At 66.6% G+C, this 20335-nt stretch carries 28 protein-coding genes; 20 read left to right on the top strand and 8 right to left on the bottom strand.

Annotation, left to right across the window (positions count from 1 at the left end; all coding sequences use genetic code 11):
* Nucleotides 1-153: 153 nt before the first annotated feature.
* The 12 genes from VLK61_RS05120 to VLK61_RS05065 all read left to right on the top strand — a co-directional run bounded on the left by VLK61_RS05120 (nt 154) and on the right by VLK61_RS05065 (nt 6345).
* On the top strand, nt 154-393 hold the full coding sequence (locus VLK61_RS05120; RefSeq protein WP_325418954.1) for a DNA-binding protein: 240 nt from the start codon (nt 154-156) through the stop codon (nt 391-393).
* Nucleotides 394-538: 145 nt separating this feature from the next.
* Nucleotides 539-913: a hypothetical protein gene (locus tag VLK61_RS05115; protein WP_325418952.1), complete on the top strand. Its 375-nt coding sequence runs from the start codon at nt 539-541 to the stop codon at nt 911-913.
* 33 nt (nt 914-946) lie between these two features.
* Entirely contained in the window at nt 947-1381 is a 435-nt protein-coding gene (locus VLK61_RS05110) for an energy transducer TonB (protein WP_325418950.1), read from the top strand.
* A 76-nt stretch (nt 1382-1457) separates the two neighbouring features.
* Nucleotides 1458-2609 (top strand): FAD-binding oxidoreductase, encoded by a 1152-nt coding sequence (locus VLK61_RS05105; RefSeq protein ID WP_325418948.1) that lies wholly within the window; start codon nt 1458-1460, stop codon nt 2607-2609.
* A gap of 108 nt (nt 2610-2717) precedes the next feature.
* Entirely contained in the window at nt 2718-3185 is a 468-nt protein-coding gene (locus VLK61_RS05100) for an SRPBCC family protein (RefSeq protein WP_325418946.1), read from the top strand.
* Between the two features lie 176 nt (nt 3186-3361).
* Nucleotides 3362-3763: a GFA family protein gene (locus VLK61_RS05095; protein WP_325418944.1), complete on the top strand. Its 402-nt coding sequence runs from the start codon at nt 3362-3364 to the stop codon at nt 3761-3763.
* Nucleotides 3764-3768: 5 nt separating this feature from the next.
* Nucleotides 3769-4236 (top strand): DM13 domain-containing protein, encoded by a 468-nt coding sequence (locus VLK61_RS05090; RefSeq protein WP_325418942.1) that lies wholly within the window; start codon nt 3769-3771, stop codon nt 4234-4236.
* Between the two features lie 58 nt (nt 4237-4294).
* Complete coding sequence (locus VLK61_RS05085; RefSeq protein WP_325418940.1) at nt 4295-4768, top strand: NUDIX hydrolase; 474 nt, start codon at nt 4295-4297, stop codon at nt 4766-4768.
* A gap of 49 nt (nt 4769-4817) precedes the next feature.
* Complete coding sequence (locus VLK61_RS05080) at nt 4818-5225, top strand: GNAT family N-acetyltransferase (protein ID WP_325418938.1); 408 nt, start codon at nt 4818-4820, stop codon at nt 5223-5225.
* 62 nt (nt 5226-5287) lie between these two features.
* Nucleotides 5288-5581: a type II toxin-antitoxin system RelE/ParE family toxin gene (locus VLK61_RS05075; RefSeq protein WP_325418936.1), complete on the top strand. Its 294-nt coding sequence runs from the start codon at nt 5288-5290 to the stop codon at nt 5579-5581.
* A gap of 5 nt (nt 5582-5586) precedes the next feature.
* A complete protein-coding gene (locus VLK61_RS05070) occupies nt 5587-5895 on the top strand; it encodes an addiction module antidote protein (RefSeq protein ID WP_325418934.1) in 309 nt (102 codons plus the stop codon).
* Between the two features lie 99 nt (nt 5896-5994).
* Nucleotides 5995-6345: a hypothetical protein gene (locus VLK61_RS05065; protein WP_325418932.1), complete on the top strand. Its 351-nt coding sequence runs from the start codon at nt 5995-5997 to the stop codon at nt 6343-6345.
* On the opposite strand, the gene VLK61_RS05060 is transcribed toward VLK61_RS05065, so the two are convergent.
* Nucleotides 6323-6637, bottom strand: a complete 315-nt coding sequence (locus tag VLK61_RS05060) for an EthD family reductase (protein ID WP_325418930.1) — start codon at nt 6635-6637, stop codon at nt 6323-6325. The genes VLK61_RS05065 and VLK61_RS05060 overlap by 23 nt on opposite strands.
* Before the next feature lie 193 nt (nt 6638-6830).
* On the opposite strand from VLK61_RS05060, the gene VLK61_RS05055 reads away from it, so the two are divergent.
* The 5 genes from VLK61_RS05055 (at nt 6831) to VLK61_RS05035 (ending at nt 9973) form a co-directional block, all read left to right on the top strand.
* Nucleotides 6831-7232: a GFA family protein gene (locus VLK61_RS05055; RefSeq protein WP_325418928.1), complete on the top strand. Its 402-nt coding sequence runs from the start codon at nt 6831-6833 to the stop codon at nt 7230-7232.
* Between the two features lie 43 nt (nt 7233-7275).
* Complete coding sequence (locus VLK61_RS05050; protein ID WP_325418926.1) at nt 7276-7725, top strand: MOSC domain-containing protein; 450 nt, start codon at nt 7276-7278, stop codon at nt 7723-7725.
* A gap of 61 nt (nt 7726-7786) precedes the next feature.
* A complete protein-coding gene (locus VLK61_RS05045) occupies nt 7787-8206 on the top strand; it encodes a DUF2784 domain-containing protein (protein WP_325418924.1) in 420 nt (139 codons plus the stop codon).
* Between the two features lie 160 nt (nt 8207-8366).
* Entirely contained in the window at nt 8367-9164 is a 798-nt protein-coding gene (locus VLK61_RS05040) for a DUF2007 domain-containing protein (protein WP_325418922.1), read from the top strand.
* A gap of 41 nt (nt 9165-9205) precedes the next feature.
* Nucleotides 9206-9973: a hypothetical protein gene (locus tag VLK61_RS05035; protein ID WP_325418920.1), complete on the top strand. Its 768-nt coding sequence runs from the start codon at nt 9206-9208 to the stop codon at nt 9971-9973.
* 45 nt (nt 9974-10018) lie between these two features.
* Here VLK61_RS05035 and VLK61_RS05030 read toward each other — a convergent pair whose 3' ends face one another.
* The 6 genes from VLK61_RS05030 to VLK61_RS05005 are packed head-to-tail and all read right to left on the bottom strand — an operon-like array spanning nt 10019 to nt 16012.
* The gene (locus VLK61_RS05030; protein WP_325418918.1) at nt 10019-10696 is read right to left on the bottom strand and encodes a GntR family transcriptional regulator; all 678 of its coding nucleotides are present in this window, start codon (nt 10694-10696) and stop codon (nt 10019-10021) included.
* A complete protein-coding gene (locus tag VLK61_RS05025; protein WP_325418916.1) occupies nt 10693-11676 on the bottom strand; it encodes a Gfo/Idh/MocA family protein in 984 nt (327 codons plus the stop codon). Before VLK61_RS05025 ends, VLK61_RS05030 begins: the two co-directional genes overlap by 4 nt.
* Nucleotides 11673-12824, bottom strand: a complete 1152-nt coding sequence (locus tag VLK61_RS05020) for an ABC transporter ATP-binding protein (protein WP_325418914.1) — start codon at nt 12822-12824, stop codon at nt 11673-11675. Before VLK61_RS05020 ends, VLK61_RS05025 begins: the two co-directional genes overlap by 4 nt.
* Nucleotides 12825-12858: 34 nt before the next feature.
* Complete coding sequence (locus VLK61_RS05015) at nt 12859-13743, bottom strand: carbohydrate ABC transporter permease (protein WP_325418913.1); 885 nt, start codon at nt 13741-13743, stop codon at nt 12859-12861.
* Nucleotides 13744-13748: 5 nt separating this feature from the next.
* Nucleotides 13749-14708: a carbohydrate ABC transporter permease gene (locus tag VLK61_RS05010; RefSeq protein WP_325418912.1), complete on the bottom strand. Its 960-nt coding sequence runs from the start codon at nt 14706-14708 to the stop codon at nt 13749-13751.
* Nucleotides 14705-16012, bottom strand: coding sequence for an ABC transporter substrate-binding protein (locus VLK61_RS05005; protein ID WP_325418911.1), 1308 nt, complete (start codon nt 16010-16012; stop codon nt 14705-14707). Before VLK61_RS05005 ends, VLK61_RS05010 begins: the two co-directional genes overlap by 4 nt.
* A 187-nt stretch (nt 16013-16199) precedes the next feature.
* Here VLK61_RS05005 and VLK61_RS05000 point away from each other — a divergent pair, with 187 nt between their 5' ends.
* Nucleotides 16200-17930 carry an IlvD/Edd family dehydratase gene (locus VLK61_RS05000; protein ID WP_325418909.1) on the top strand — a complete coding sequence of 577 codons (1731 nt, stop codon included), beginning with the start codon at nt 16200-16202 and terminating at the stop codon, nt 17928-17930.
* Nucleotides 17931-17940: 10 nt separating this feature from the next.
* Nucleotides 17941-18834, top strand: coding sequence for a dihydrodipicolinate synthase family protein (locus VLK61_RS04995; protein ID WP_325418907.1), 894 nt, complete (start codon nt 17941-17943; stop codon nt 18832-18834).
* A 93-nt stretch (nt 18835-18927) separates the two neighbouring features.
* Here the strand turns inward: VLK61_RS04995 and VLK61_RS04990 are convergent, their stop codons facing one another.
* Entirely contained in the window at nt 18928-19593 is a 666-nt protein-coding gene (locus tag VLK61_RS04990; protein ID WP_325418905.1) for a hypothetical protein, read from the bottom strand.
* A 201-nt stretch (nt 19594-19794) separates the two neighbouring features.
* Here VLK61_RS04990 and VLK61_RS04985 point away from each other — a divergent pair.
* The coding region (locus VLK61_RS04985; protein WP_325418903.1) for a winged helix-turn-helix domain-containing protein at nt 19795-20335 on the top strand (541 nt) is incomplete at its 3' end.

The following is a 20335-nucleotide window of genomic DNA, read 5'->3' as shown; positions in this document are numbered from 1 at the left end:
CCAGTTCACACGCTGCAAGTCAGCCTACGCAGCCTTGAAGCGTCAGCCCGCTGCGTCCCGATCGGATGAGAACCGAAAGAAGAAGGAGAAGTGGTGGCACAACTGCGATTGCAATCCGTGCGACTGCGTCGACCTCCCATGTGATTGTTCGCCATGAATTCGCAACGCCGGTGCGTGCTCACCGCCAAGCGATGGGAATTGCTCAAGGTTCTGCGCGGGGCGGGCCCCATTTCCATGCGTGAAGCAGCGCGCAGGGTCGACCGAGATGTCAAGGCCGTGCACAGCGACATCACGGCGCTACTCTCTGCCGGCCTGCTCAACCGTGCAGAAAACGGTGGCGTTGAGTTCCCTTTCGATGCCGTGAAGGTTGAATTTCTGCTTCAGGCAGCATAGGCAAGAGCCGACGGCATTGGCTAGCGCTCATATGCCACGTCCGAAGCTGTCACCAGGCGTATTGATCGCGGGCGCCCTCTGTGCACTTGAAGCAAGTCACACCCAGGCAGATCACCGCTCCCCTACGCCACCCATGACCCTTCAGATGAATTCCGGCCCCATCGTGGCCAAGGCAATCGCGGTACTCACCGTTGTCTCTGCCCTTGCCCCGTGCTCAACGACGCCCCGATCCCCGCTCGGCATCCAGGGTGTCGTTCAAACCCGCATCACCGAACGCTTGCACGCGCATCAAACGGGATTCCTGGGCAACAATTCCTCGGGGCCGATTGTTGGTTTCCCCGGCGTGCCGCTGCGGCTCTACACGATCAGGACGCTCGAGGGTCGCACGCAAGTGGTGAGAACCTTTGACAATTTCCAGGTGGGTGACTGCATCGTGGCCTACATGAGCCCGCCCAACGCCGAAGACCCCGTCAAGCTGAACGCGGTGGATCGCATGGAATCCGCGACGGGATGCCGATGAACGCCCTCCCTCGTATCCAGTTAACAGCAGGCCATGAACCATCTCCAGAACACAACACGCTTGCGCTTCTCTGAACCGGGCGGCTTGCTTCTCGTCGCAGCCATGGTGGCGCTGGGATGCCCATCGAGCGCCGGTGCTCAAGCATCCAACTTCATCGATCTGAATCCCACCGGGTGCAAGACCCTCGTGTACCCGCCCGTCGCGAAGTCGGCAAGAGCGCAAGGCACGACCCGGGTTGTCTTCACGCTGGGTCCGGATGGCAAGTTGACGAGGCTCGAAGTGGCCCAATCAAGTGGCATGACACGCGAGCACAGGCTGCTGGATCGAACGGCTGTCGATCATGTAGCCAGCTGTACGTTTGAGGCGGATCCGTCTGGCCAGGCCAGGACACTTCGCGTGGACTACGTGTGGAAGCACGGCCTGGAAGACCTTCCCGCATCTTCGCCGCAGCAACAAGCGCCGCAGTGATGGGCGTCGCCGGTCCAGCATGGCCGGGTAGCACAAGACGCCTCCATCCATCCTGTCAGAACCCTCCATCCCGAGAATGCAGCGACGCGACTTCCTCCTTTCCTCCGGCGCTGCCGCCCTGGCTGCGACGCCCTTGTTCGCCCTGGCGGCGGACGGCCCGGGCTTCGCGCCAGCGCCTGCGCTGAGCCCCATCCGCGCCCGGCCCGACCGGATCATCGACATCTCTGTCTGCACCCGTCCGTTTCGCGCGCTAGGCCCACGCATCGAGGCCGAGCGGCGCCATGGCAAGACCATCGTCCACCACTATGGCCACGGCGGCGCCGGCTGGTCGCTGTCGTGGGGTTCGGCGCGCTTGGCGCTCGAGCTCATCGCCGCGACGCGCGAGCGCCGGATCGCGATCATTGGCTGTGGCGCCATCGGCCTCACCACCGCACGCGTTGCCCAGCGCGCCGGCTTGCGCGTGCGCATCTACTGCAAGGAGCGGCCGCCGGAGGTGCGCTCGTCGGCCGCCACCGGCTCGTGGTCGCCCGACTCGCGCATCTGCACCGACGAACATGCAACGCCGGCGTTCCTGCAGCGCTGGGAAGCGATGACGCGCCACTCGTTCAAGGTCTACCAGAGCCTGCTCGGCCTGCCCGGCCAGCCGATCGAGTGGTACGACGGTTACGCCTTGTCCGACGTGCCCTTCGACCAGCCGACGCCCGGTGCCGACGAGGACCATGAGCCCGACTATCCGGACCTCGAAGCGCTTGTGCACGACCTGCGACCCAAGTCGCAAGCGCTGACACCGGCGGAGCACCCGTTTCGCGTGCCCCATGTGCGGCGCTACACGCAGATGCTGTTCAACCTGCCGGCCTACTTCCGTCTTTTGCTGGACGACTTCCTGCGCGAGGGCGGCGAGATCGAGCAGCGCGAATTCACGAGCCCGCGCCAGCTGGCCGGACTGCAGGAGCGCACCATCGTCAACGCCACTGGCTACGGCGCGCGGGCCTTGTTCGGCGACGAGAGCATCGTGCCGGTACGCGGCCAGACGGCCCGCCTGGTGCCGCAGCAGGAGATCAACTACGGCTTGATCTATCGCGGCCACAACCTCTTCGTCGCCCCGCGCCGCGACGGCATCCTGGTGCAGGCGCAGGGCGCGCACGACTTCGGCAACGATGACACCCGACCCGACCGGGCTGCCTCGGAGTCCGCGGTCGAGCGACTGGCCGCGCTTTTCAGTGCCTAGGCAATGGCGTCGGCCAAGACGCTCGGGGCTTCGCACGGAACATCGGGCATCGGAACAAGGTCCAAGCTCAGACGCCACCCAACCCGGCTCTTCCAACAGGAGAAGCTCATGAGCATGCAAGTACCACCCGTCGCTCGCGCCGAGATGATGATTCGCAGGCCCGCCGCCGTGGTCTACGGCGCTTTCGTGGATCCAGCGGTGACCAGCCGTTTCTGGTTCACCCGAGGCAGCCAGCGGCTTGAAGAAGGCGCGCTCGTGACCTGGTTCTGGGACATGTATGGCGCCAGCGCACAGGTGTCGGTGAAGTCGCTCGAACCGGACCGACGCATCCAGATCGAGTGGCCCACGCCGGTTGAATGGACTTTCACACCGCGGCACGACGGCTCCACCACCATGGTCGTCATCACGGCCTCGGGCTTCACCGGAAGCGACGATGAGCAGGTGGCCCAGGCCATCGATGCCATGGGAGGCTTCAGCCTCACGCTGGCCGGTGCGAAAGCGTTTCTGGAACATGGGATCGAGCTGAACCTCGTGGCCGATCACAATCCTGATGCTCACGTGAAACCTGATGCCTGAACCCCAGCTGCCCCACCTGCTTTCCACACGGATTGCCGTCGCCCCTCCTGGTCTGGGCCTTCGGGCTGCGCCTGGTCGCCGCCGCGCTGGGTGAAGTTCGTGCGCGGCAGGCGATCTGAATCGCTTGCCCACACCCGACCCATCGGCTACAAACCCATGCTCCCGCACGTTTGCCGATGGAGGTCGACTTGATTCATGGTTCCTGCCACTGCGGCGCCGTCACCTGGGACTTCCATGGCATGCCGGAGGGCGCGACGGCCTGCAACTGCACGGTCTGTCGCCGCTACGGGGTGTTGTGGGCCTATGACTTCGAAGGCGAAGGCATCCACGTCTCAGGCCCCACCCGGGCCTACCTCCGCGGCAAGGCCATCGAGTTCCACTTCTGCCCGACCTGCGCGTGCGTTGCCTACTGGCGGGCGCAAAAGCCCGGTGAAGACGGACGCCGTCGCATCGCCGTCAATCTGCGCCTGACCGAACCGGATGCCATTGCCAAGGTGCCTATCGACCACTTCGACGGCCTCGATACCTTCGATGACCTGCCGCGCGACGGGCGCTGTGTCGGTGACTACTGGTTCTGAGGGCCATGAAGCGGCTTGTGCTCGTCGCCTCTCACCTCGTGGCGCTGGCCCTGGGGTTTGCGTTGGGCATCTATGCCCTGCCGATCCTGATCGCACCGCAGGCTCCGTCCGCCGGCGACATCGCTTCGATCATGGGGCCGACACTGTGGAGAACCGAGTTCCGCCGCAACCTGAAGGACAGCGACACGCTCCATTGGGGCGAAGGCGCAGTGTCCGTCGGGCCACGCAGCATCAGCTTCATCGGCAAGCTGGCGCCCGGGCCGGACTACAAGCTCTACTTGTCGCCCGAGTTTGTCGAGACAAAAGCAGACTTCATGCGCCTGAAGGCCCGCATGCAACGCATCGGCGATGTGAAGACCTTCGAGAACTTCCTGGTCCTTGTTCCGGAAGGCACAGACCCGGCGGGCTTCAACACGGTGATCGTCTGGTGCGAGTCGTTCGGCCAGTTCATCACGGCAGCCAAGTACAAGTGAGCTGCGGCACGTCTGGCGCCGAGGGCCGGCGCCCATTCCTCGGTCAAAGCGAGACCTCATGATCTCAATCCAGTTGCACGGCCAGCGCTTCCAGGTGCGCGCCGCCGCGATCATTCTTCACGACGACTTCGTGATGCTGCACCGCGGCCCGGGCGACGACTACTGGGCCTTGCCGGGTGGCCGGGTCGAAGTGGGAGAGGAAGCCTCCGTCACCGTTGTCCGGGAGATGATGGAAGAACTCGGCGAGGCAGTGCACTGCGGCCCGCTGCTCCATGTCGCGGAGAACTTCTTCGACCTGGCCGAGCGCAGGAATCACGAGATCGGCTTCTACTTCCGGGTCACGCTGCCCGAGGGCTCCGCCCATCTGGACAAGACACGCGTCTACAGCGGCCTGGAGGGCCACCTGGGTCTGGAGTTCCGCTGGTTTGCGCTCGCCGAACTGGGCGCGATCAATCTCCGGCCCACCTTTCTTCAGCGCTCGCTGATGGCCAGTCCACTGGTCTTTGAGCACGCGGTCCAGCGTGAATACTGACAAAGCGACCCCTGCGCTCCCGCATCCCTCTGCTCTTGCCTGAATCCCCATGAACCGCACTGCCGTCGAGTACCGCCACAACCTTCCGCTCGATCCCGTTGAAGTCGCGCGCGTCTTTGGCGCATCGGGCATTCGGCGACCGATCGACGATCTGCCGCGCATCGCCCGGATGTTTGCCGCGCCCAGCCTGGTCATCTCCGCCTGGGTCGACGGCGCGCTGGTGGGCCTGGGCCGCTCGCTCACCGACCACGCCTACTGCTGCTACCTGTCCGACCTGGCCGTGGACAAGGCCTTCCAAGGCCTGGGCATCGGGCGAGAACTCGTCAGGCGCACGCAGGCCGTCATCGGCGACGAGGTCTCGTTGATCCTGCTGTCCGCGCCCGGCGCCATGTCGTACTACCCGACACTGGGCTTCGAGTTGGCCGCCAATGCCTACGTGATCAGGCGCAAGCAGTGAAGCAGCCGGCCCCCGTTCCACCCTCGCCTTGACGGCTGTAGCCCACAAGCTACAATGCGCCGATGCGGATTGAGAAGACAGACGAGTACAGTCGCTGGCTTGACGCATTGAAGGACCTGACTGGGCGAGCCCGGATCTTGATGCGCGTCGATCGCTTGGTTCACGGGAATCCGGGCCAACACAGAAACCTCTCGGACGGTGTCTCCGAGTTGAAAGTCGATTTCGGACCTGGCTACCGGGTGTACTACTCGCAACGGGGCGACCGACTCTTGCTGTTGCTGATCGGCGGTGACAAGGCCTCGCAGCAGAAAGACATCGCAGCGGCAATTCGTTTGGCCAAGAACTTTCAGGAGTAGCAGAGATGGCAAGGACACCGGTCAAACGGACCAAGACAAGTGCATACGATGTCGCCGAACACCTTCGTACACCGGAAGAAATGGCTGCGTATCTCGATGCCTGGCTGGAAGAGGCGCCAGACGACGTGGCTGGGATCGCCAGAGCGCTCGGCGACATCGCACGCGCCAAGGGAATGTCGCAAGTCGCAAAGGACGCTGGCCTCAGTCGCGAGAGTCTTTATCGCGCACTCAGTGCGAACGGCAACCCGAGTTTCGCCACGGTCCTGAAGGTAGCCCGTGCACTTGGCGTCAAGTTCCACGCCGAGGCCGCGTAGGATGAAACCGACGCCTCCCGTCGGCATCACCGCTTAGGCGCCGCCCGCAGCCTGCGCCTGATGTCCAGGGTTGGGCCTATGCCATTCACAGCGTCCGCATTGCTGCTGTTCATGACCGCCTTCCTCGGGCTGTGGCCGCTCGTGTTCCTGATGGCGCTGCTGCGCCACTCGTTGGCCAGGCGGTGGCGGCGCGTCGGCCAGGTGGCCTTGCTGCTGCCGCTGTGGACCATCGCCGCTTCGGTGGGCCTGACCCAGATGGCGCCGGTTCTGGCGCTGCTGGAGGGCCGGGCCGGATCGCGCAGTGCTTTCGTGGCCACCCTCGCCCTGGGCTTCGCGCTGTGTTGTGCCGCCGTGGCATGGGCTCTGCTCGTTCGCTCTTTCGGCAGCCTGCCCGCGCCAGGTTCCGGCCAGCAGCCCGTGGCGTCGCCTAGCCGACCACCACCTCGCTGATTTGCATCACCGGCGCCAGGTCGGTGTAGTTCGGAATGTCGGCCAGGATCTCCTTGGCGTGGGGGCCGAATCCCGCCTGGAATGACTCGACGGAGTCGGCGAAGATGTGACACATGCCGACGTAGGTGGCCGGCGTTCCCGGCGCGCCACCGGCAATGCCCCGGTCCACCGTGTAGTACTTGCAACTCTCACCCATGCGCGCCTTGAGCAGCGGCATGTGCTTGTCCCGGTAGTAGTCATGATCGAATCGCGCGCCGGGCGTGTTCGGGTACATCACACTCACCTTGATCATCGTCGGTCTCCTGATCGTGTTGCCGGTTGGAAGGGGGCCATCGTGCATCAGAGTCCTGCTTCAAGCAAGCGCAGGCCCGGGCCTGCTGGAGAAGTCCGCATGAGCGCTGTTGTCCTGACTTCATCGACACGCGCCAGCGCTGCAGAAAGCGGAGCGCATTGGCAGTACATTCGCCCTCTCCGGAGTCACCAGCATGCTCAAGACCTACCACGGCAGTTGCCACTGCGGCGCGGTGCGCTTCGAAGCAGACCTCGATCTGACGCAGAGCACTTACCGCTGCAATTGCTCGATCTGCCGCCGCACGCGCTTCTGGCCCGCCATCGCCAAGCCTGAAGGTTTCCGCCTGCTCGCCGGCGAAGCAGCGCTGACGAAGTACCTGTTCAACACCCGCAAGAATGAACATTACTTCTGCCAGCATTGCGGTGTGCGGGCCTTCGGGCTGGGCACCGAGACACCGGTGGGCCTGATGTACGGCGTGAACCTGGGCTGCCTGGACGACGTCACCGACGAGGAACTCGCCAACGCCCCGGTGACCTGGGTGGACGGCCGCAACGACAACTGGGGCCAGGCCCCGGCGTTCTTCCGCCATTTGTGAATCCGCGCGCACCGAGCACTCCACATCCCCAGGAGCCCATGGCATGAGCATCGAACGCATCTTCACGAAGCCTCCGTCGGCCCAGGGCCAGCAGGAGCACGAGCAGGTGCTCGTGATTGCCGGCGCCGGCATCGAGGGCGACCGCTACTACGCCAGGCACGACGAGCCGGGCCAGAACATCACGCTGGTCGAAGCCGAAGAGATCGAAGCCTTCCTGCTGGCGCATGAGCGCCCTTACGACCTGTCGATCACGCACCGCAACCTGGTCACGCGGGGCGTTCGCCTGAACGATCTGGTCGGGCGCGAATTCCAAGTCGGCGATGTCAGGCTCAGAGGCGTCGAACTGTGCGAGCCCTGCGCGGGGCTGGGCGGGATGCTCGCGTCGCCGGCGCTCAGCGTTGCGGCGGCCGTCAAGCACTTCGTGCACCGCGCCGGCCTGCGCGCCGATGTGCTCAGCAGCGGCACCATCGCCCGGGGCGCCAAGGTCGGGTGAGGGCTGCGCCTCGCGTCAGACGGTAGCGCCATCTGGCAACGCGATCAGGTAGCGCCATTGCATGCCGAGCGCCCCGCCCTATCAGCTGCTGGCCGATCTGGTGCTGGCACTGCACGTGGCCGTGGTGGTGTTCGTCGTCGGCGGCCTGGTGGCCATCATTGCCGGCAACCTGATGCGCTGGCGGTGGGTCAACGCCGGGTGGTTCAGGCTGGCGCATCTGGTGGCTATCGGGGTCGTCGCGGCACAGGCGTGGTTCGGCGCGGTGTGCCCGCTGACCTCGCTGGAGATCTGGTTGCGCGTGAAGGCGCACGAAACGCCGTATGCCACCAGTTTCATCGAACACTGGCTGCAGCGCATCCTGTACTACGAGGCGCCGACCTGGGTGTTCACCACCGTCTATACCCTGTTCGGGCTGGCCGTCGTCGCCACGTGGTGGTACTTTCCACCCCGGTTCACGAAGCGGGGTGAACAAGATGCCTGACACGTCGATCGTCCTGCTGCGCCTTTGAACCACCAGTCACCCAGGAGAGCTCTTGAGCGCTCACGCCCCCATGCCACGGCCCTGCTCGTCATCGACCTCCAGTGCGGCGCCTTCGACGGCGTGCGCGTGCGCGTGCGGTACTGATGCGCAAGGCTGACCGATGAGAAGCGTCTACGAAGCCGCCAACGCGGTGGAAGCCCACATGCTGCAAGACCTGCTGCGGCAAGAAGGCATCGCGGCCCGGGTCGACGGTGAGTTCCTGCAAGGGGCCGCCGGTGAACTGCCGGCCGGGCGGCTGGTGCGCCTGGTGGTCGACGAAGACGACTACGCGCCGGCCCGCGCCGCCATCGAGCGCTGGGAAGCCACCGCGGTGAGCGACCCCACGCCGGCGCCGCCCCGGCGCTCGGCCAGCGGGGTGCTGGTCTTCGTCGCCGGCCTGGCCGTCGGCCTCTTGGGGTGTTATGCATTCCTGCGCGCGCCGATCAGCAAAGACGGCATCGACTACAACCAGGACGGCGTGCTGGACGAACGCTGGACCACCACCGCCAGCGGCATCGCGCTGGAGACCCGGATCGACCGCAACCTCGACGGCAAGGTCGACTACGTCACCCACTTCGACCAGCGCGGCCTGATCGCATCGGCCGAATCCGACGACAACTTCGACGGCGTCTTCGAAACCCGCCACCGTTTTCGCGGCGGCAACGTCGAGACCACCGAAGTCGACACCAACGGCGACGGCCTGCCGGACCTGACATCGCACTTCGTGCATGGCGTGCTCTCGTCCATCGACTACATCGACACCAGGACCGGCTTCGCGCTGCGGGTCGAGCGCTATCGCCTGGGCAAGCTCAGCTTGGCCGAGGTCGACACCGACGGTGACGGCAAGCTCGACACGCGCCAGATCTACTCGGCGACCGCCGAACTGCAGCGCACCGAGCGGCTGGAAGCCGCACGCTGATGGCCCATGCGGCCCGGCCCCACCCCTGCGCCTCGCCACCCATGCGCCTCGTCATCCTGATCACCAGCCTGGTCGTCGCCGCGCTGTTTGCCAGCGCGCTGGCGGCCTCATTCATCAACCCCTTGCTGGTGGAATCAGCCGCGCGCGAGCTGATCCGGCGCGAGGTCGAACAGCGCGTCGGCCAGCGCCTCGAACAACTCGACAACAGTCGCTTGGCCGATGCCGCCCGGCGCATGCTCGGCCGCAACGAGGCGGAGATCGCGCAGACCCGGCGCAAGCTGAGCGAGGGCCTGCCGCGCCGCGTGGCGGACGTGGCGGCCAAGATGCGCAACATCGATTGCGAATGCCGCCAGAAGATCGAGCAAGCGGTGACTGAACAGATCGAGCGGGACCTGGCCCGGCTGTCGAACATCAACGAACGCCTCACCACGCTGATCCAGGCCAAGTACATGGAGGTCGCGGCCTCGCTGACACGCGAGTTCAGGATCTTCACCGCCGCCAATGCGCTGGTGTTTGCGCTGCTCTCGGCCACCGCATGCTTCCGGCGCCGCGCCGGCCTGCAGCTGCTGCTGCCGGCCGTGGTGCTGGTCGGCGCGGCCGGCATCGTCGGCGGGCTGTACCTGTTCGGCCAGGACTGGTTGCACACCCTCGTCTTCAGTGACTACGTCGGCCTAGGCTACTTCGCCTACCTGGGCCTGGCGATGCTGCTGCTGGCCGACATCGTCTTCAACCGTGCGCGGATCACGACCCGGATCGTCAACGCTTCGTTCTCGGCGCTCGGCTCTGCCGTGCAGGTGCTGCCTTGCTGACGCCCGACGAACCGCGCTGAGGCGATCCGCGCTGTCAACCCTCCATCAACCCGGAAAGCGCGACGTTTCCAAAGTCTGCAGGTAGTCGTCCTTGGCCGACTGCAGGTGGTCCACGCACAGCTGCGCCAGCGCCCAGGGGTCGGTGCCCTTGAGCAGCTGGATCATCAGGTGGTGGTCGCGCTCGGAGGCTTGCGCGTGGGCCACATCGGTGGTGCGCTTGGCGCGCACCGGCAGGCTCAGCCACATGTAGTGCTTGATCGATTCCACCAGGTAGGGGTTGTCGCAGGCCGCGAACAGCGTCAGGTGGAAGGCGTCGTTGGTTTCGTGCACGCCACGGAAATCCAAGCTGCGCAGGTGCCGGCCGTAGTCGGCATGCAGGCGTTCGAGTTCGTCGATCAGCCGGGCCGGCGCCGGCAGCCGGATGCGCAATGCGGCCTGGCGCTGCAGCAGTTCACGCACCTCGTAGATCTGGCGCACTTCACGCGGCGTCAGCGAGCGCACCGCGACACCCTTGTTCTTTTCGCGCACGACGATTCCGGTGCGCTCCAGCTCGTTCAGCGCCTGGCGGATGAAATGCCGCGTGGCGCCGAAGCGGGCGATCAGCGTGTCCTCCACCAGCCGCGTGCCGGGCGCCAGGCGGCCGAAGATGATGTCGTCGCCCAGCACCTTGGCCACGTCGGTGCTGGCCAGGTCGTCGAGCGCGGTGTCGTCGTGGGGGCTCATCGGTAGATATTTTCCACCAGCGCCAGCGTGCGCAGATTGTCCTGCGGGTCGGTCTCGAAGGCCTGGCCGCTGGCCAGCGCATCGACGAAGTGCGCGATCGTCGCGGCATACGACGCGGCGTAGCCCGCCGCGAGGTCGAACACCTGCTCGGCCGGCGCCGCGCCGCTGCAGTGCAGGGTATTGCCGTCGAGCCGGATCGTGCCGCGCTCGCCGATCAGCAGCAGTGCGTCCAGCGGCGCCGGCGGCTCGCCGTGCACGCACAGGTTGGCCAGCAGGTGGACGGGTGCGCCATCGCTGGTTTCGAAGCTGATCGCGGCGCGGTCTTCACCGCGCATCGCTTCGCAGGCGCGGCCCAGCCGGGCCTGCACCAGTTGCAGCTCGCCGAGCAGAAAGCGCAGCGTGTCGATGTGGTGGATCAGGATCTCCATCACCAGCGCGCGGTCCAGCGTCGCGATGAAGGGCTGGCGCGCCAGCGCCGGCAGCCGGCCTTGCGCGTCGGGCAGCAGGCCTGAACTGAGCAGCGTCATCTGCGCCTGCAAGACAGTGCCGATGCGGCCTTCGCGCAGCCACTGCGCGGCCAGCCGGTACACCGGCCGGAAGCGCCAGTTCTCGTGCACCATCAAGCGGATGTGGCCGTGCACTTCGCTCGCCAATGATTCGGCTTCGGCCAGCGTTGGTGCCAGCGGTTTCTGGCACAGCACCGGCACGCCGTGCGCCGCCGCCAGGCGCACCAGGCCGGCATGGGCTTCGCGCGGCGCGGCGATGTCCAGCGCATCGATGCCGCCTGCCGCCAGCATTTCCGGCAGGCTGCCGAACACACCCGCGATGCCGAAGACTTCGGCGCGTTCCCGCGCCCGCGCCGCATCCGGATCGGTGATGGCCACCACGCGCGCCCGATCACCGATCGCCTGCCAGGCCGGCAGATGGTGTTGCGTCACCCAGCCGGCCCCCACCAGGCCGACGCGCAGCAACGGCCTCATGCCGCGGCATCCTGCGGCGGAATGGCCTTCTCGCTGCGCGCGTCGAACAGGTACAGCGCGTTCGGCGCGCAGCTCAGCGCCACCTTGTCGCCGATGTGCACATCGGTGTGGCGGTGCAGCCGGGCCATCACCTCGCCGGTGCGGGTTTCGCCGTCGGCGGCGCGGCCATCGGCGCCTTCGAGGTCGATCACCACCAGCGTTTCGGCGCCCAGCGGCTCCACCGCCGACACGGTGCCGCGCAGCGCACTGCGGTCGTCGGCATGCGGCGCGTGCAGCGTCAGCTCCTCGGGCCGCACGCCCAGCAGCACCGCCTCGCCGGCGGCATCCAGCGCGGCCCGGGTCCAGCGCTGCAGCGGCAGCAGGCCGCTGCCGATCGCCACGTGGCGCTGGCCGGCATGTTCGACCTGCCGCGCCTGCAGGATGTTCATCGGCGGGCTGCCGAGGAAGCGCGCGACGAAGGCATCGGCCGGCGCGCGGTAGACATCCAGCGGCTTGCCGATCTGCGCGACGCGGCCCTGGTTCATCACGCAGATGCGCTGGCCCATGGTCATCGCCTCGACCTGGTCGTGGGTGACATAGAGCATGGTGGCGCCGAGGCGGTGGTGCAGGCGCACCAGCTCGTTGCGGGTGTTCACGCGTAAAGCCGCATCCAGGTTCGACAGCGGTTCGTCGAACAGGAAGACAGCCGGCTCACGCACGATCGCGCGACCGAGTGCGACACGCTGGCGCTGTCCGCCCGACAGTGCAAAAGGTTTACGTTGCAGCAGCGGCGTCAGACCCAGGATGTCTGACGCGGCATCAACGCGGCGCTTGATTTCGCCGCCATCGATGCTTCGGCGCTTCAATCCGAACGCCAGGTTCTCCGCCACCGTCATGTGCGGGTACAGCGCATAGGACTGGAACACCATCGCGATGTCACGGTCCTTCGCCGGCACCTGGTTGACTTCGCGCTCTCCTATGCGCATGCGGCCGTCGGAGATCGATTCCAGCCCGGCGACCATGCGCAAGGTGGTCGACTTGCCGCAGCCCGATGGACCCAGCAGCACCATGAACTCGCCGTCGGCGACCTGGAAGCTGACGTCGTCGACAGCAGGTGTCGGCGCACCCGGGTAACGCTTGAAGATGTGCTGCAGTTCGATCGTGGCCACCCGGATCACTCCCTATCAATTGAAAGACGCGGCATCATTTGACGGCACCGGCCGTCATGCCCTGGATCAGTTTTTCCGAGAAGAAGGCGTACAGCACGATGACCGGGATCACTGCGATCATCATGCCGGTGGCGATCATGCCGATGTCCTGGAAGTAGTCGCCCATGAAGTGGCGGATGCCGATCGGCAAGGTGCGCAGCCCCTGTTCGCTGATCAGCACCACCGCGAACAGGAACTCGTTCCACAGCTGGATGAAGTTCAGGATCACCGTCGTCGCGATCGCCGGCATGCCCACCGGCAGCACGATGCGCCAGAAGATCTCGAAGTCACCGTAGCCGTCGATCTTCGCGGCGTCGAACAAGTCCTGCGGAATGCGCGCGAAGAAGCCTTCGAGCAGGTACACCGTCAGCGGCAATTGCAGACTGACGTAGACCAGCGTCAGGCCCAGCCGCGTGTTGTACAGCTCGTACTCCACCAGCACCTGGAACAGCGAGATCAGGATGATCTGCGGCGGGAACACGATGGAGCTGAACAGGATGACATAGACCAGCCGGTTGCCGCGGAAGCGGTAGCGCGCCAGGCAGTGCGCCGCCGCCGCGCCCAGCACCGTGACGATGGCCACCGCGGCGCCGACCACCACCGTGCTGTTCCAGAAATACAGCGCGAAGTTCGAATCGACCCAGGCGGTGCGGAACTTGGCCCAGTGCCAGACCTCCGGCCAGGCGAAATGCGAGGCGCTGATCTCCGAGGTCGTGCGCACCGACATCGTGCCGACCCAGACGAAGGGCAGCGCCGAGTACAGCGTGTAGAGCACGACGATGGCCATCACGCTGCCATTGCGCAAGGCGCTGGCAGCCTGGTCGAACCATGCGTGCAAGCGCGCGGTCGAGCGCGGCGCGGGTATCACGGTGGTGTTCATCGGATTCAGTACTCGAGGCGTTCGCGTTGCCGGAACAGGCGGTTCAAGCCGAGCACGAACGCGACCACCACGATGAACCACACCACCGCAATCGCCGACGGGTAGCCCAGATCAAAGCTGTTCCAGTTGAAGGCCCGCTTGTAGACATAGGTCGACACCGTTTCGGTCGACCACACGGGACCACCTTCGGTCATCACCCAGACCAGGTCGAACACCTTCATCTTGCCGATGAAGGCCAGCACGTACAGGTTCAGCAGGGTCGGCCACAGCATCGGCACGATCACGTGGCGCAGCTTGGCCCACCAGCCGCAGTTGTCCAGGTCGGCCGCCTCCAGCACTTCGGACGGCAGCGAATGCAGCGCGGCCAGGCACACCACCATGTTGAAGCCGGCCCACTTCCAGGCATGGGTGACCATCAGCGCGCCGAGCGCAAACTTCGGGTCGCCGATCCAGGCCTGGGCCCAGCCGGGCAGGCCCAGCGCGCGCAAGGTCGCGTTGACGATGCCCCAGTCGTAGTTGTAGATCCAGACCCACAGGATGCCGACGACCACGTAGGACAACAGCACCGGCGTGAACCAGGCCACCCGCAGGAAGCGGGCGAAGGGCACACCCGCATAGAGACACAAGGCCAGCAGCAGCCCCGTGGCCACGTCGGCAAACGGCGCCACCATGGCCCAGATCGCGGTGTTCTTCACCGCGGCCCAGAAGGTGTTGTCCTTCAGCACCTCGGCGAAGTGCGCGAAGCCGACGAACTTGGAAGAACTGATGTCGCCGATCTCGAAGAACGCGTTGTAGAAGGTGCGCAGCACCGGGTAGGCAGTGAGCGCCGCGTAGACCAGCAAGGCGGGCGCCAGAAAACCCATCAGCACCGGCCAGGCAGCGCGGCGCGTGTCGGTGGCCGGGGCCTCGCCACCGCGGCCCTTGCCAACGTCACCACCGAACGCGGCGCTGATGCGGGCTTTCACGCCGGTGCTTTGCAGGCCGCGTCCATCTGCGCCGCGGCGTCGGCCACGCTGATCAGGCCGGCCGGGAACGCGCGGTTCAACACCTGCGAGAAGGTCTCGCCGCACTTGCCGCTCATGTAGTGCAGCGGTGTGCCGATGAAGAACTTCGCGCCGGCGCTCAGTGCCTGCAAGTCCTTGAAGTACGCGGCATGGATGCTCTGGATGCGCGACGGATCGGTGCGCACCCCCGTCTGCAGCAGCACCGCTTCCATCCACTTGTTGCCGTTCTCCACCGTGGCCATCGACGCCATCAGCTTGCCGGCGCAGTCCTTGTTCTTGCTGCGCGAATACATCACGTAGCTGCCGCCCACCGCCAGCGTCTTGCACTCGGGGCACTTGCTGCCGTCCATCACCGGGTACTTCATCAAGCCCAGCGCAAAGTCCGGCGGCTGGCCGCCCTTGTCCGGCGCCACGAAGGCGCGGCCGGTGTACCAGCTGGCGATCGGGAACATCAGCGCGCCCGGGTTGGTGTGGAAGTAGTAGTGCGATTCGCCGAGCTTCAGCGTCGACAAGCTCTTCGGGTAGGCGCCGGCATCGACCAGTTGGCGCACCCAGGTCATCGCCTCGGCCACGCGCGCATCGGTGAACGACAGCTTGCCGGTCAGCAGCGCCTGGTAGTCGTCCGTGCCCAGCTTGCGCAGCAGCACTTCCTGCAGGAAGTAGGCGCCGGGGTACGGCCGGTCGCCGACGCCTTGCGCCAGCGGCGTGATGCCGGCAGCCACGGCGCGCTTGACCGTGTCGGTGAACTGCGCCTGCGTCATTTGCAGGTTAGCTGGTGGCGTGACGCCGACCTTCTTCATCAGCGTGCGGTTGACGTACAGCTCGACGGTGTAGGCCTCCAGCGGCAGGCCGTAGACCTGGCCGTTGTGCGTCCACGAGCGCCGCGCCCAGTCTTCCAGGTTGTCGAGCTTGACGATTTTGTCCAGCGGTTCAAGGAAGCCGCTCTTGGCAAAACCGATCTCGTCGGGCTCCAGCCAGAAGATGTCCGGTGCCTGGCCGGTGCGCACCGAGGTCTTCACCGAGGTGTAGAGATCGGACTTCTGGATGAACTGCAGGTTGACCTTGCACTGCGGCGTCGCGGTCTCGAACTCCTTGACGCGGGCTTCGACGAAACCGCGCTTCGACGCTTCATCGGGCCAGTGGCTCCACATCGTCACGGTCTGGGTCTGCGCGACAGCCGCCACGCCACTCAGGGCCAGCAGCGCAGCGAGGGCGCCATGCCGGCGCGCAGCCGGTTGACGGGCAGTGGGTGGGTTCGTCGACATGGGCACCTCTTCGTTGCGGGAGGTTCGCATTGCATCACCTGCTTCGGTGGATTGTCAATAATCATTCGACACGCCTGAATGGATCTTTCGGGTAACTCCCAGGTAGTTCCACAGAATCACGCCGTCTTCGTTGACAATATTTTGATTGTTTATTGATAATCAACCAAACCCTCCAAGGACATCACGCATGGCACACGGCATGAACCGCGGCTTGACTTCGTACGGCGATGCGGGCTTCTCGCTGTTCCTTCGCAAGGCCTTCATCAAGGCCATGGGCCTGTCGGACGACGCCTTGTCGCGGCCCATCGTCGCGATCACCAACACCTTCAGCGACTACAACGCCTGCCACAGCAACGTGCCGCAGCTGATCGAAGCGGTCAAGCGGGGCGTGATGCTGGCCGGCGGGCTGCCAATGGCCTTTCCGACGATCTCGATCCACGAGTCCTTCGCCCACCCCACCAGCATGCTGCTGCGCAACCTGATGGCGATGGACACCGAAGAAATGATCCGCGCGCAGCCGATGGATGCGGTGGTGCTGATCGGCGGCTGCGACAAGACCATTCCGGCGCAGCTGATGGCCGCGGCCTCGGCCGACGTGCCGGCGCTGCTGCTGCCGGTGGGGCCGATGCTGGTGGGCCACCACAAGGGCGAAGAACTCGGCGCCTGCACCGATTGCCGGCGGCTGTGGGGCGAATTCCGCGGCGGGCGCATCAGCGAACAGGAGATCGAGTTCATCAACGAGCGCCTGGCGCCCACCTCGGGCACCTGCATGGTGATGGGCACCGCCAGCACGATCTCGTGCATGGCCGAGGCGATGGGCCTGACGCTGCCGCGCGCCGCGTCGATTCCCGCCACGCATGCCGACCGCCTGCGCGCCGCCGAAGCCAGCGGCAAGCAGGCCGTGGCGATGGCGGCCAGCGGCGGCCCGAAGCCGAGTGCGCTGATCACCGAACGCTCGCTGCGCAATGCGCTGGTGATGCTGCAGGCGCTGGGCGGCTCGACCAACGGGCTGATCCACATCACCGCGGTGGCCGGCCGGCTGGGCCTGAAAGTCGACCTCGATGAATTCGACCGCCTTGGCCGCGACGTGCCCGTGCTGGTGGACCTGAAACCTTCCGGGGCGCACTACATGGAGCACTTCCACTGGGCCGGCGGCGTGCCGCGGCTGCTGCAGGAGCTCGATGGCCTGATCGACCTGGACATCCCCTGCGTCACCGGCGGCACGCTGCGCGACTACGCCGCCGCTGCCGAGATCGTGCCGGGCCAGCAGGTGATCCGCTCGCGCGCTGCGCCGATCAAGGCGGTCGGCAGCATGGCCGTGCTGCAGGGCAACCTGGCGCCGCGCGGCGCGATCATCAAGCAGTCGGCCGCTTCGCCGGCGCTGATGCAGCACACCGGCCGGGCGGTGGTCTTCGAATCGGTCGAAGACCTGACCCGCCGCATCGACGACCCCGCGCTCGATGTCACGGCCGACGACGTGCTGGTGCTGCGCAACGCCGGGCCTGTCGGCGCACCGGGCATGCCCGAGGCCGGCTACCTGCCGATCCCGCGCAAGCTGGCCCAGCAGGGCGTGAAGGACATGGTGCGCATCTCGGATGCGCGCATGAGCGGCACCGCCTTCGGCACCATCGTGCTGCACATCGTGCCCGAAGCCGCACGCGGCGGCCCGCTGGGCCTGGTACGCGATGGCGATGCCATCCAGCTCGACGTGCCGGCGCGGCGCATCGAACTGCTGGTGGACGACGACGAACTGCAGCGCCGGCGCGCTGAACCGCGCCGGAACACTGGTGCCGCGGCCGTGCCGGATCGGGGTTATGCCGCGCTGTTCCACCGCAGCGTGCTGCAGGCCGACGAAGGCTGCGATTTCGACTTCCTGGTGCCCGGGCGTTCCTCGGCCACCGCTGGTCAAGAACCCTGAGGCAGTGCACATGAACCCTACCCGCCCCCGCGGCATCATCGCCGCCACCCCAACGCCGGTGCATGCCGACTTCACACCCGACCTCGCGCGGCTGCTGGCGCATTGCCGCCAGTTGCTGGAAGGCGGCTGCGACGCGATCAACCTGCTTGGCACCACCGGCGAAGCCACCGCTTTCGGCGTCGAGCAGCGGCTGACGATCATGGAGGCGGTGGCCGAATCCGGCCTGCCGATGTCGCGCTTCCTGGTCGGCACCGGCCTGTGCTCGCTGACCGAAACAGCGCGGCTGACCCGCGCCGCCTGCAGCCTGGGTTTTGCTGGCGCGCTGGTGGTACCGCCGTTCTACTACCCGGTGAATGACTCGGCCGGCCTGCTGCAGTACATCGACGAGTTGATCACGCGCGTGGACAGCCCGGCATTGGCGCTGTACCTGTACCACATCCCGCAGAACACCGGCGTTGGCTGGCCACTGGAGACAGTGGCCGAACTGCAGCGCCGCCACCCGGCCCAGGTGCTGGGCCTGAAGGACAGCGCCGGCGACCTGTCCTATGCCCGCGCGCTGGCCCAGGCCCTGCCCGGCTTCGACGTTTTTCCCAGTTCCGAAGCCGCCTTGTCGACCGCCCGCGAGGACGGCTTCGCCGGCTGCATCTCGGCCACCACCAACCTGACCGCGGCATCGGCGCAAGCCGGCTGGTCGGCCACCGACCCCGGTATCGCAGCCGCCGCGTTCCAGCGCGCCGGTGCGCAGCGCACGCTGCTGTCCGCCGGCTCGCTGATCGCCAACGTCAAGGCCGCACTGGCGCAGCGTTATGACGACGAGACCTGGGCCCGTGTGTTGCCGCCGCTGGTGTCGGCACCGACGGACCAGGCCCGCGCGCTGTATGCGGCGCTAGGCACAGCAGGCTGAGCCGCCGGCACAGGAAGCCCTCATCGGGCGGACAGGTCCGGCGCCAGCACCAGAATGGCTTGGCTGTCGTATCGCATGGCTTTTGGCATGGCATCACGCTCCGGTGGGGTGGGATGTCGCGCCCATCGGGCGGCGATTCGATGGCCGGCGCGCCGCCGCCAGCGACAGCAGTGCCAGGCCCACCAGGCTCAGCGCCGTGGGCTCGGGCACGGCCACGGCATCGGCGAACTGCACGTCGATCGACACGAAGGTGTTCGGTCCCCAGGCGCCCAGGCCCAGCGTGTTGAGGAAGACCTGGCTGCCGTTGAACGACAGGTTCGCGCTGCTCAGCCCGGCCAGGTTGGTACTTTCCAGCGACACGCCGATGATGTCCGCCGCATCCCGGTCGCTGAAGACCCAGCCGTCAAAGCTTGCCCCTGCACGATCCGCAAGGCTCCAGCCCAGCGCGTAGGTCAGGCGGATGTTGGTGTCGGAGAAGTCGACATCCTGCTCGCTCCAGCCAGCGATGTTGTCGAACTCCTGCCCGGCGCCGGCGACCGCGGTCCCGCTGTCGAGGAACACGGTACTCAGGTTCGGAAAGTAGTACTGGGCCTGCACCTCGTGCCCGATGTAGCCGGCCATCGCCGGCGCGGTGGCCAGCAGGCCGACGGCCAGCAGGCCGACGCACTTCGACGTCGCGCCGGCCAGCGCGGAACGGGCGCGGGCGGGCGCCGACGGCAGGGGGTCGGCGGGGGAACAGGGACGCGGGATCAGGCTCATGTCGGTCACTCCGGTTCAGCAGGTGGGGGTGGTGAAGCAGTGAGCGAACTGTCGGCGCCCGGGCCATGTCGCGTCCCCGAGCCGGTTCCAAAAAATTTCCAAAACATGCGGACGATGCGGCGGGTGCCTGCAGGTACGCTCGCCGCTGCGGCCGCCTCACACACTGTGGGCTGTCCCGGCGCGAACACGGAGAACTGCCTCTTGTCGGAACCCAAGCCGGAGCACCTGGCTTCCCCTTCATCGCCGCTGCGTTTCGGTCCTTCGGGGCGCTTCGAGCTGCAGCCGACCGAGCGCCGCCTGCTGGTCGACGGCCAGCCGGCGGCGCTGGGCGCGCGGGCGCTCGATGTGCTGATCACGTTGATCGCCCGGCCGGATCACCTCGTCAGCAAGAACGAACTGCTCGACCGCGTCTGGTCGGGCCTGGTGGTCGAAGAGGCCAACCTGCAGATGCAGATCAGCAACCTGCGCAAGGTGCTGGGCGGTGATGCCATCGCCACGGTGCCAGGTCGTGGCTATCGCTTCATCGCGCCGCTGCTGGCCGGGCCGCCCCAAGGCGCGGCACCGCCGGCGCCTGCCGCAGGCGGCGTGGCGCCCGCAGCGGTGCCCGGTGTGCGGCTGCTGGTGACCAGCCAGCTGCCGCTGGGGCTGGCCGGCGAGCAGGTGCAGCGCCTGGAACCACTGGCCGTGCCGCCGCACGGCAGCGTGCCCGCCGAGCTGGGCGACGGCGCGCTGGCGCTGCTGG

Origin of the sequence: Aquabacterium sp., assembly GCF_035476535.1 — a bacterium.
In the GTDB taxonomy this organism is placed as follows: domain Bacteria; phylum Pseudomonadota; class Gammaproteobacteria; order Burkholderiales; family Burkholderiaceae_C; genus Pseudaquabacterium.
The sequence above is the reverse complement of the archived record's forward strand: the minus strand, read 5'-3'. Positions and strand labels throughout refer to the sequence as shown.

Excerpts from the sequence above, each read along its gene's own strand:
- VLK61_RS05110 (WP_325418950.1), top strand. The coding sequence starts at position 947 with ATGAACCATCTCCAGAACACAACACGCTTGCGCTTCTCTGAACCGGGC.
- VLK61_RS05050 (WP_325418926.1), top strand. The coding sequence starts at position 7,276 with ATGAGCATCGAACGCATCTTCACGAAGCCTCCGTCGGCCCAGGGCCAG.
- VLK61_RS05120 (WP_325418954.1), top strand. The coding sequence starts at position 154 with ATGAATTCGCAACGCCGGTGCGTGCTCACCGCCAAGCGATGGGAATTG.
- VLK61_RS05095 (WP_325418944.1), top strand. The coding sequence starts at position 3,362 with ATGGAGGTCGACTTGATTCATGGTTCCTGCCACTGCGGCGCCGTCACC.
- VLK61_RS05055 (WP_325418928.1), top strand. The coding sequence starts at position 6,831 with ATGCTCAAGACCTACCACGGCAGTTGCCACTGCGGCGCGGTGCGCTTC.
- VLK61_RS05075 (WP_325418936.1), top strand. The coding sequence starts at position 5,288 with ATGCGGATTGAGAAGACAGACGAGTACAGTCGCTGGCTTGACGCATTG.
- VLK61_RS05100 (WP_325418946.1), top strand. The coding sequence starts at position 2,718 with ATGAGCATGCAAGTACCACCCGTCGCTCGCGCCGAGATGATGATTCGC.
- VLK61_RS05040 (WP_325418922.1), top strand. The coding sequence starts at position 8,367 with ATGAGAAGCGTCTACGAAGCCGCCAACGCGGTGGAAGCCCACATGCTG.
- VLK61_RS05030 (WP_325418918.1), bottom strand. The coding sequence starts at position 10,696 with ATGAGCCCCCACGACGACACCGCGCTCGACGACCTGGCCAGCACCGAC.
- VLK61_RS05105 (WP_325418948.1), top strand. The coding sequence starts at position 1,458 with ATGCAGCGACGCGACTTCCTCCTTTCCTCCGGCGCTGCCGCCCTGGCT.
- VLK61_RS05025 (WP_325418916.1), bottom strand. The coding sequence starts at position 11,676 with ATGAGGCCGTTGCTGCGCGTCGGCCTGGTGGGGGCCGGCTGGGTGACG.
- VLK61_RS05045 (WP_325418924.1), top strand. The coding sequence starts at position 7,787 with ATGCCGAGCGCCCCGCCCTATCAGCTGCTGGCCGATCTGGTGCTGGCA.
- VLK61_RS05115 (WP_325418952.1), top strand. The coding sequence starts at position 539 with ATGAATTCCGGCCCCATCGTGGCCAAGGCAATCGCGGTACTCACCGTT.
- VLK61_RS04995 (WP_325418907.1), top strand. The coding sequence starts at position 17,941 with ATGAACCCTACCCGCCCCCGCGGCATCATCGCCGCCACCCCAACGCCG.
- VLK61_RS05035 (WP_325418920.1), top strand. The coding sequence starts at position 9,206 with ATGCGCCTCGTCATCCTGATCACCAGCCTGGTCGTCGCCGCGCTGTTT.
- VLK61_RS05090 (WP_325418942.1), top strand. The coding sequence starts at position 3,769 with ATGAAGCGGCTTGTGCTCGTCGCCTCTCACCTCGTGGCGCTGGCCCTG.
- VLK61_RS05005 (WP_325418911.1), bottom strand. The coding sequence starts at position 16,012 with ATGTCGACGAACCCACCCACTGCCCGTCAACCGGCTGCGCGCCGGCAT.
- VLK61_RS05015 (WP_325418913.1), bottom strand. The coding sequence starts at position 13,743 with ATGAACACCACCGTGATACCCGCGCCGCGCTCGACCGCGCGCTTGCAC.
- VLK61_RS05085 (WP_325418940.1), top strand. The coding sequence starts at position 4,295 with ATGATCTCAATCCAGTTGCACGGCCAGCGCTTCCAGGTGCGCGCCGCC.
- VLK61_RS05080 (WP_325418938.1), top strand. The coding sequence starts at position 4,818 with ATGAACCGCACTGCCGTCGAGTACCGCCACAACCTTCCGCTCGATCCC.
- VLK61_RS05070 (WP_325418934.1), top strand. The coding sequence starts at position 5,587 with ATGGCAAGGACACCGGTCAAACGGACCAAGACAAGTGCATACGATGTC.
- VLK61_RS04990 (WP_325418905.1), bottom strand. The coding sequence starts at position 19,593 with ATGAGCCTGATCCCGCGTCCCTGTTCCCCCGCCGACCCCCTGCCGTCG.
- VLK61_RS05060 (WP_325418930.1), bottom strand. The coding sequence starts at position 6,637 with ATGATCAAGGTGAGTGTGATGTACCCGAACACGCCCGGCGCGCGATTC.
- VLK61_RS05000 (WP_325418909.1), top strand. The coding sequence starts at position 16,200 with ATGGCACACGGCATGAACCGCGGCTTGACTTCGTACGGCGATGCGGGC.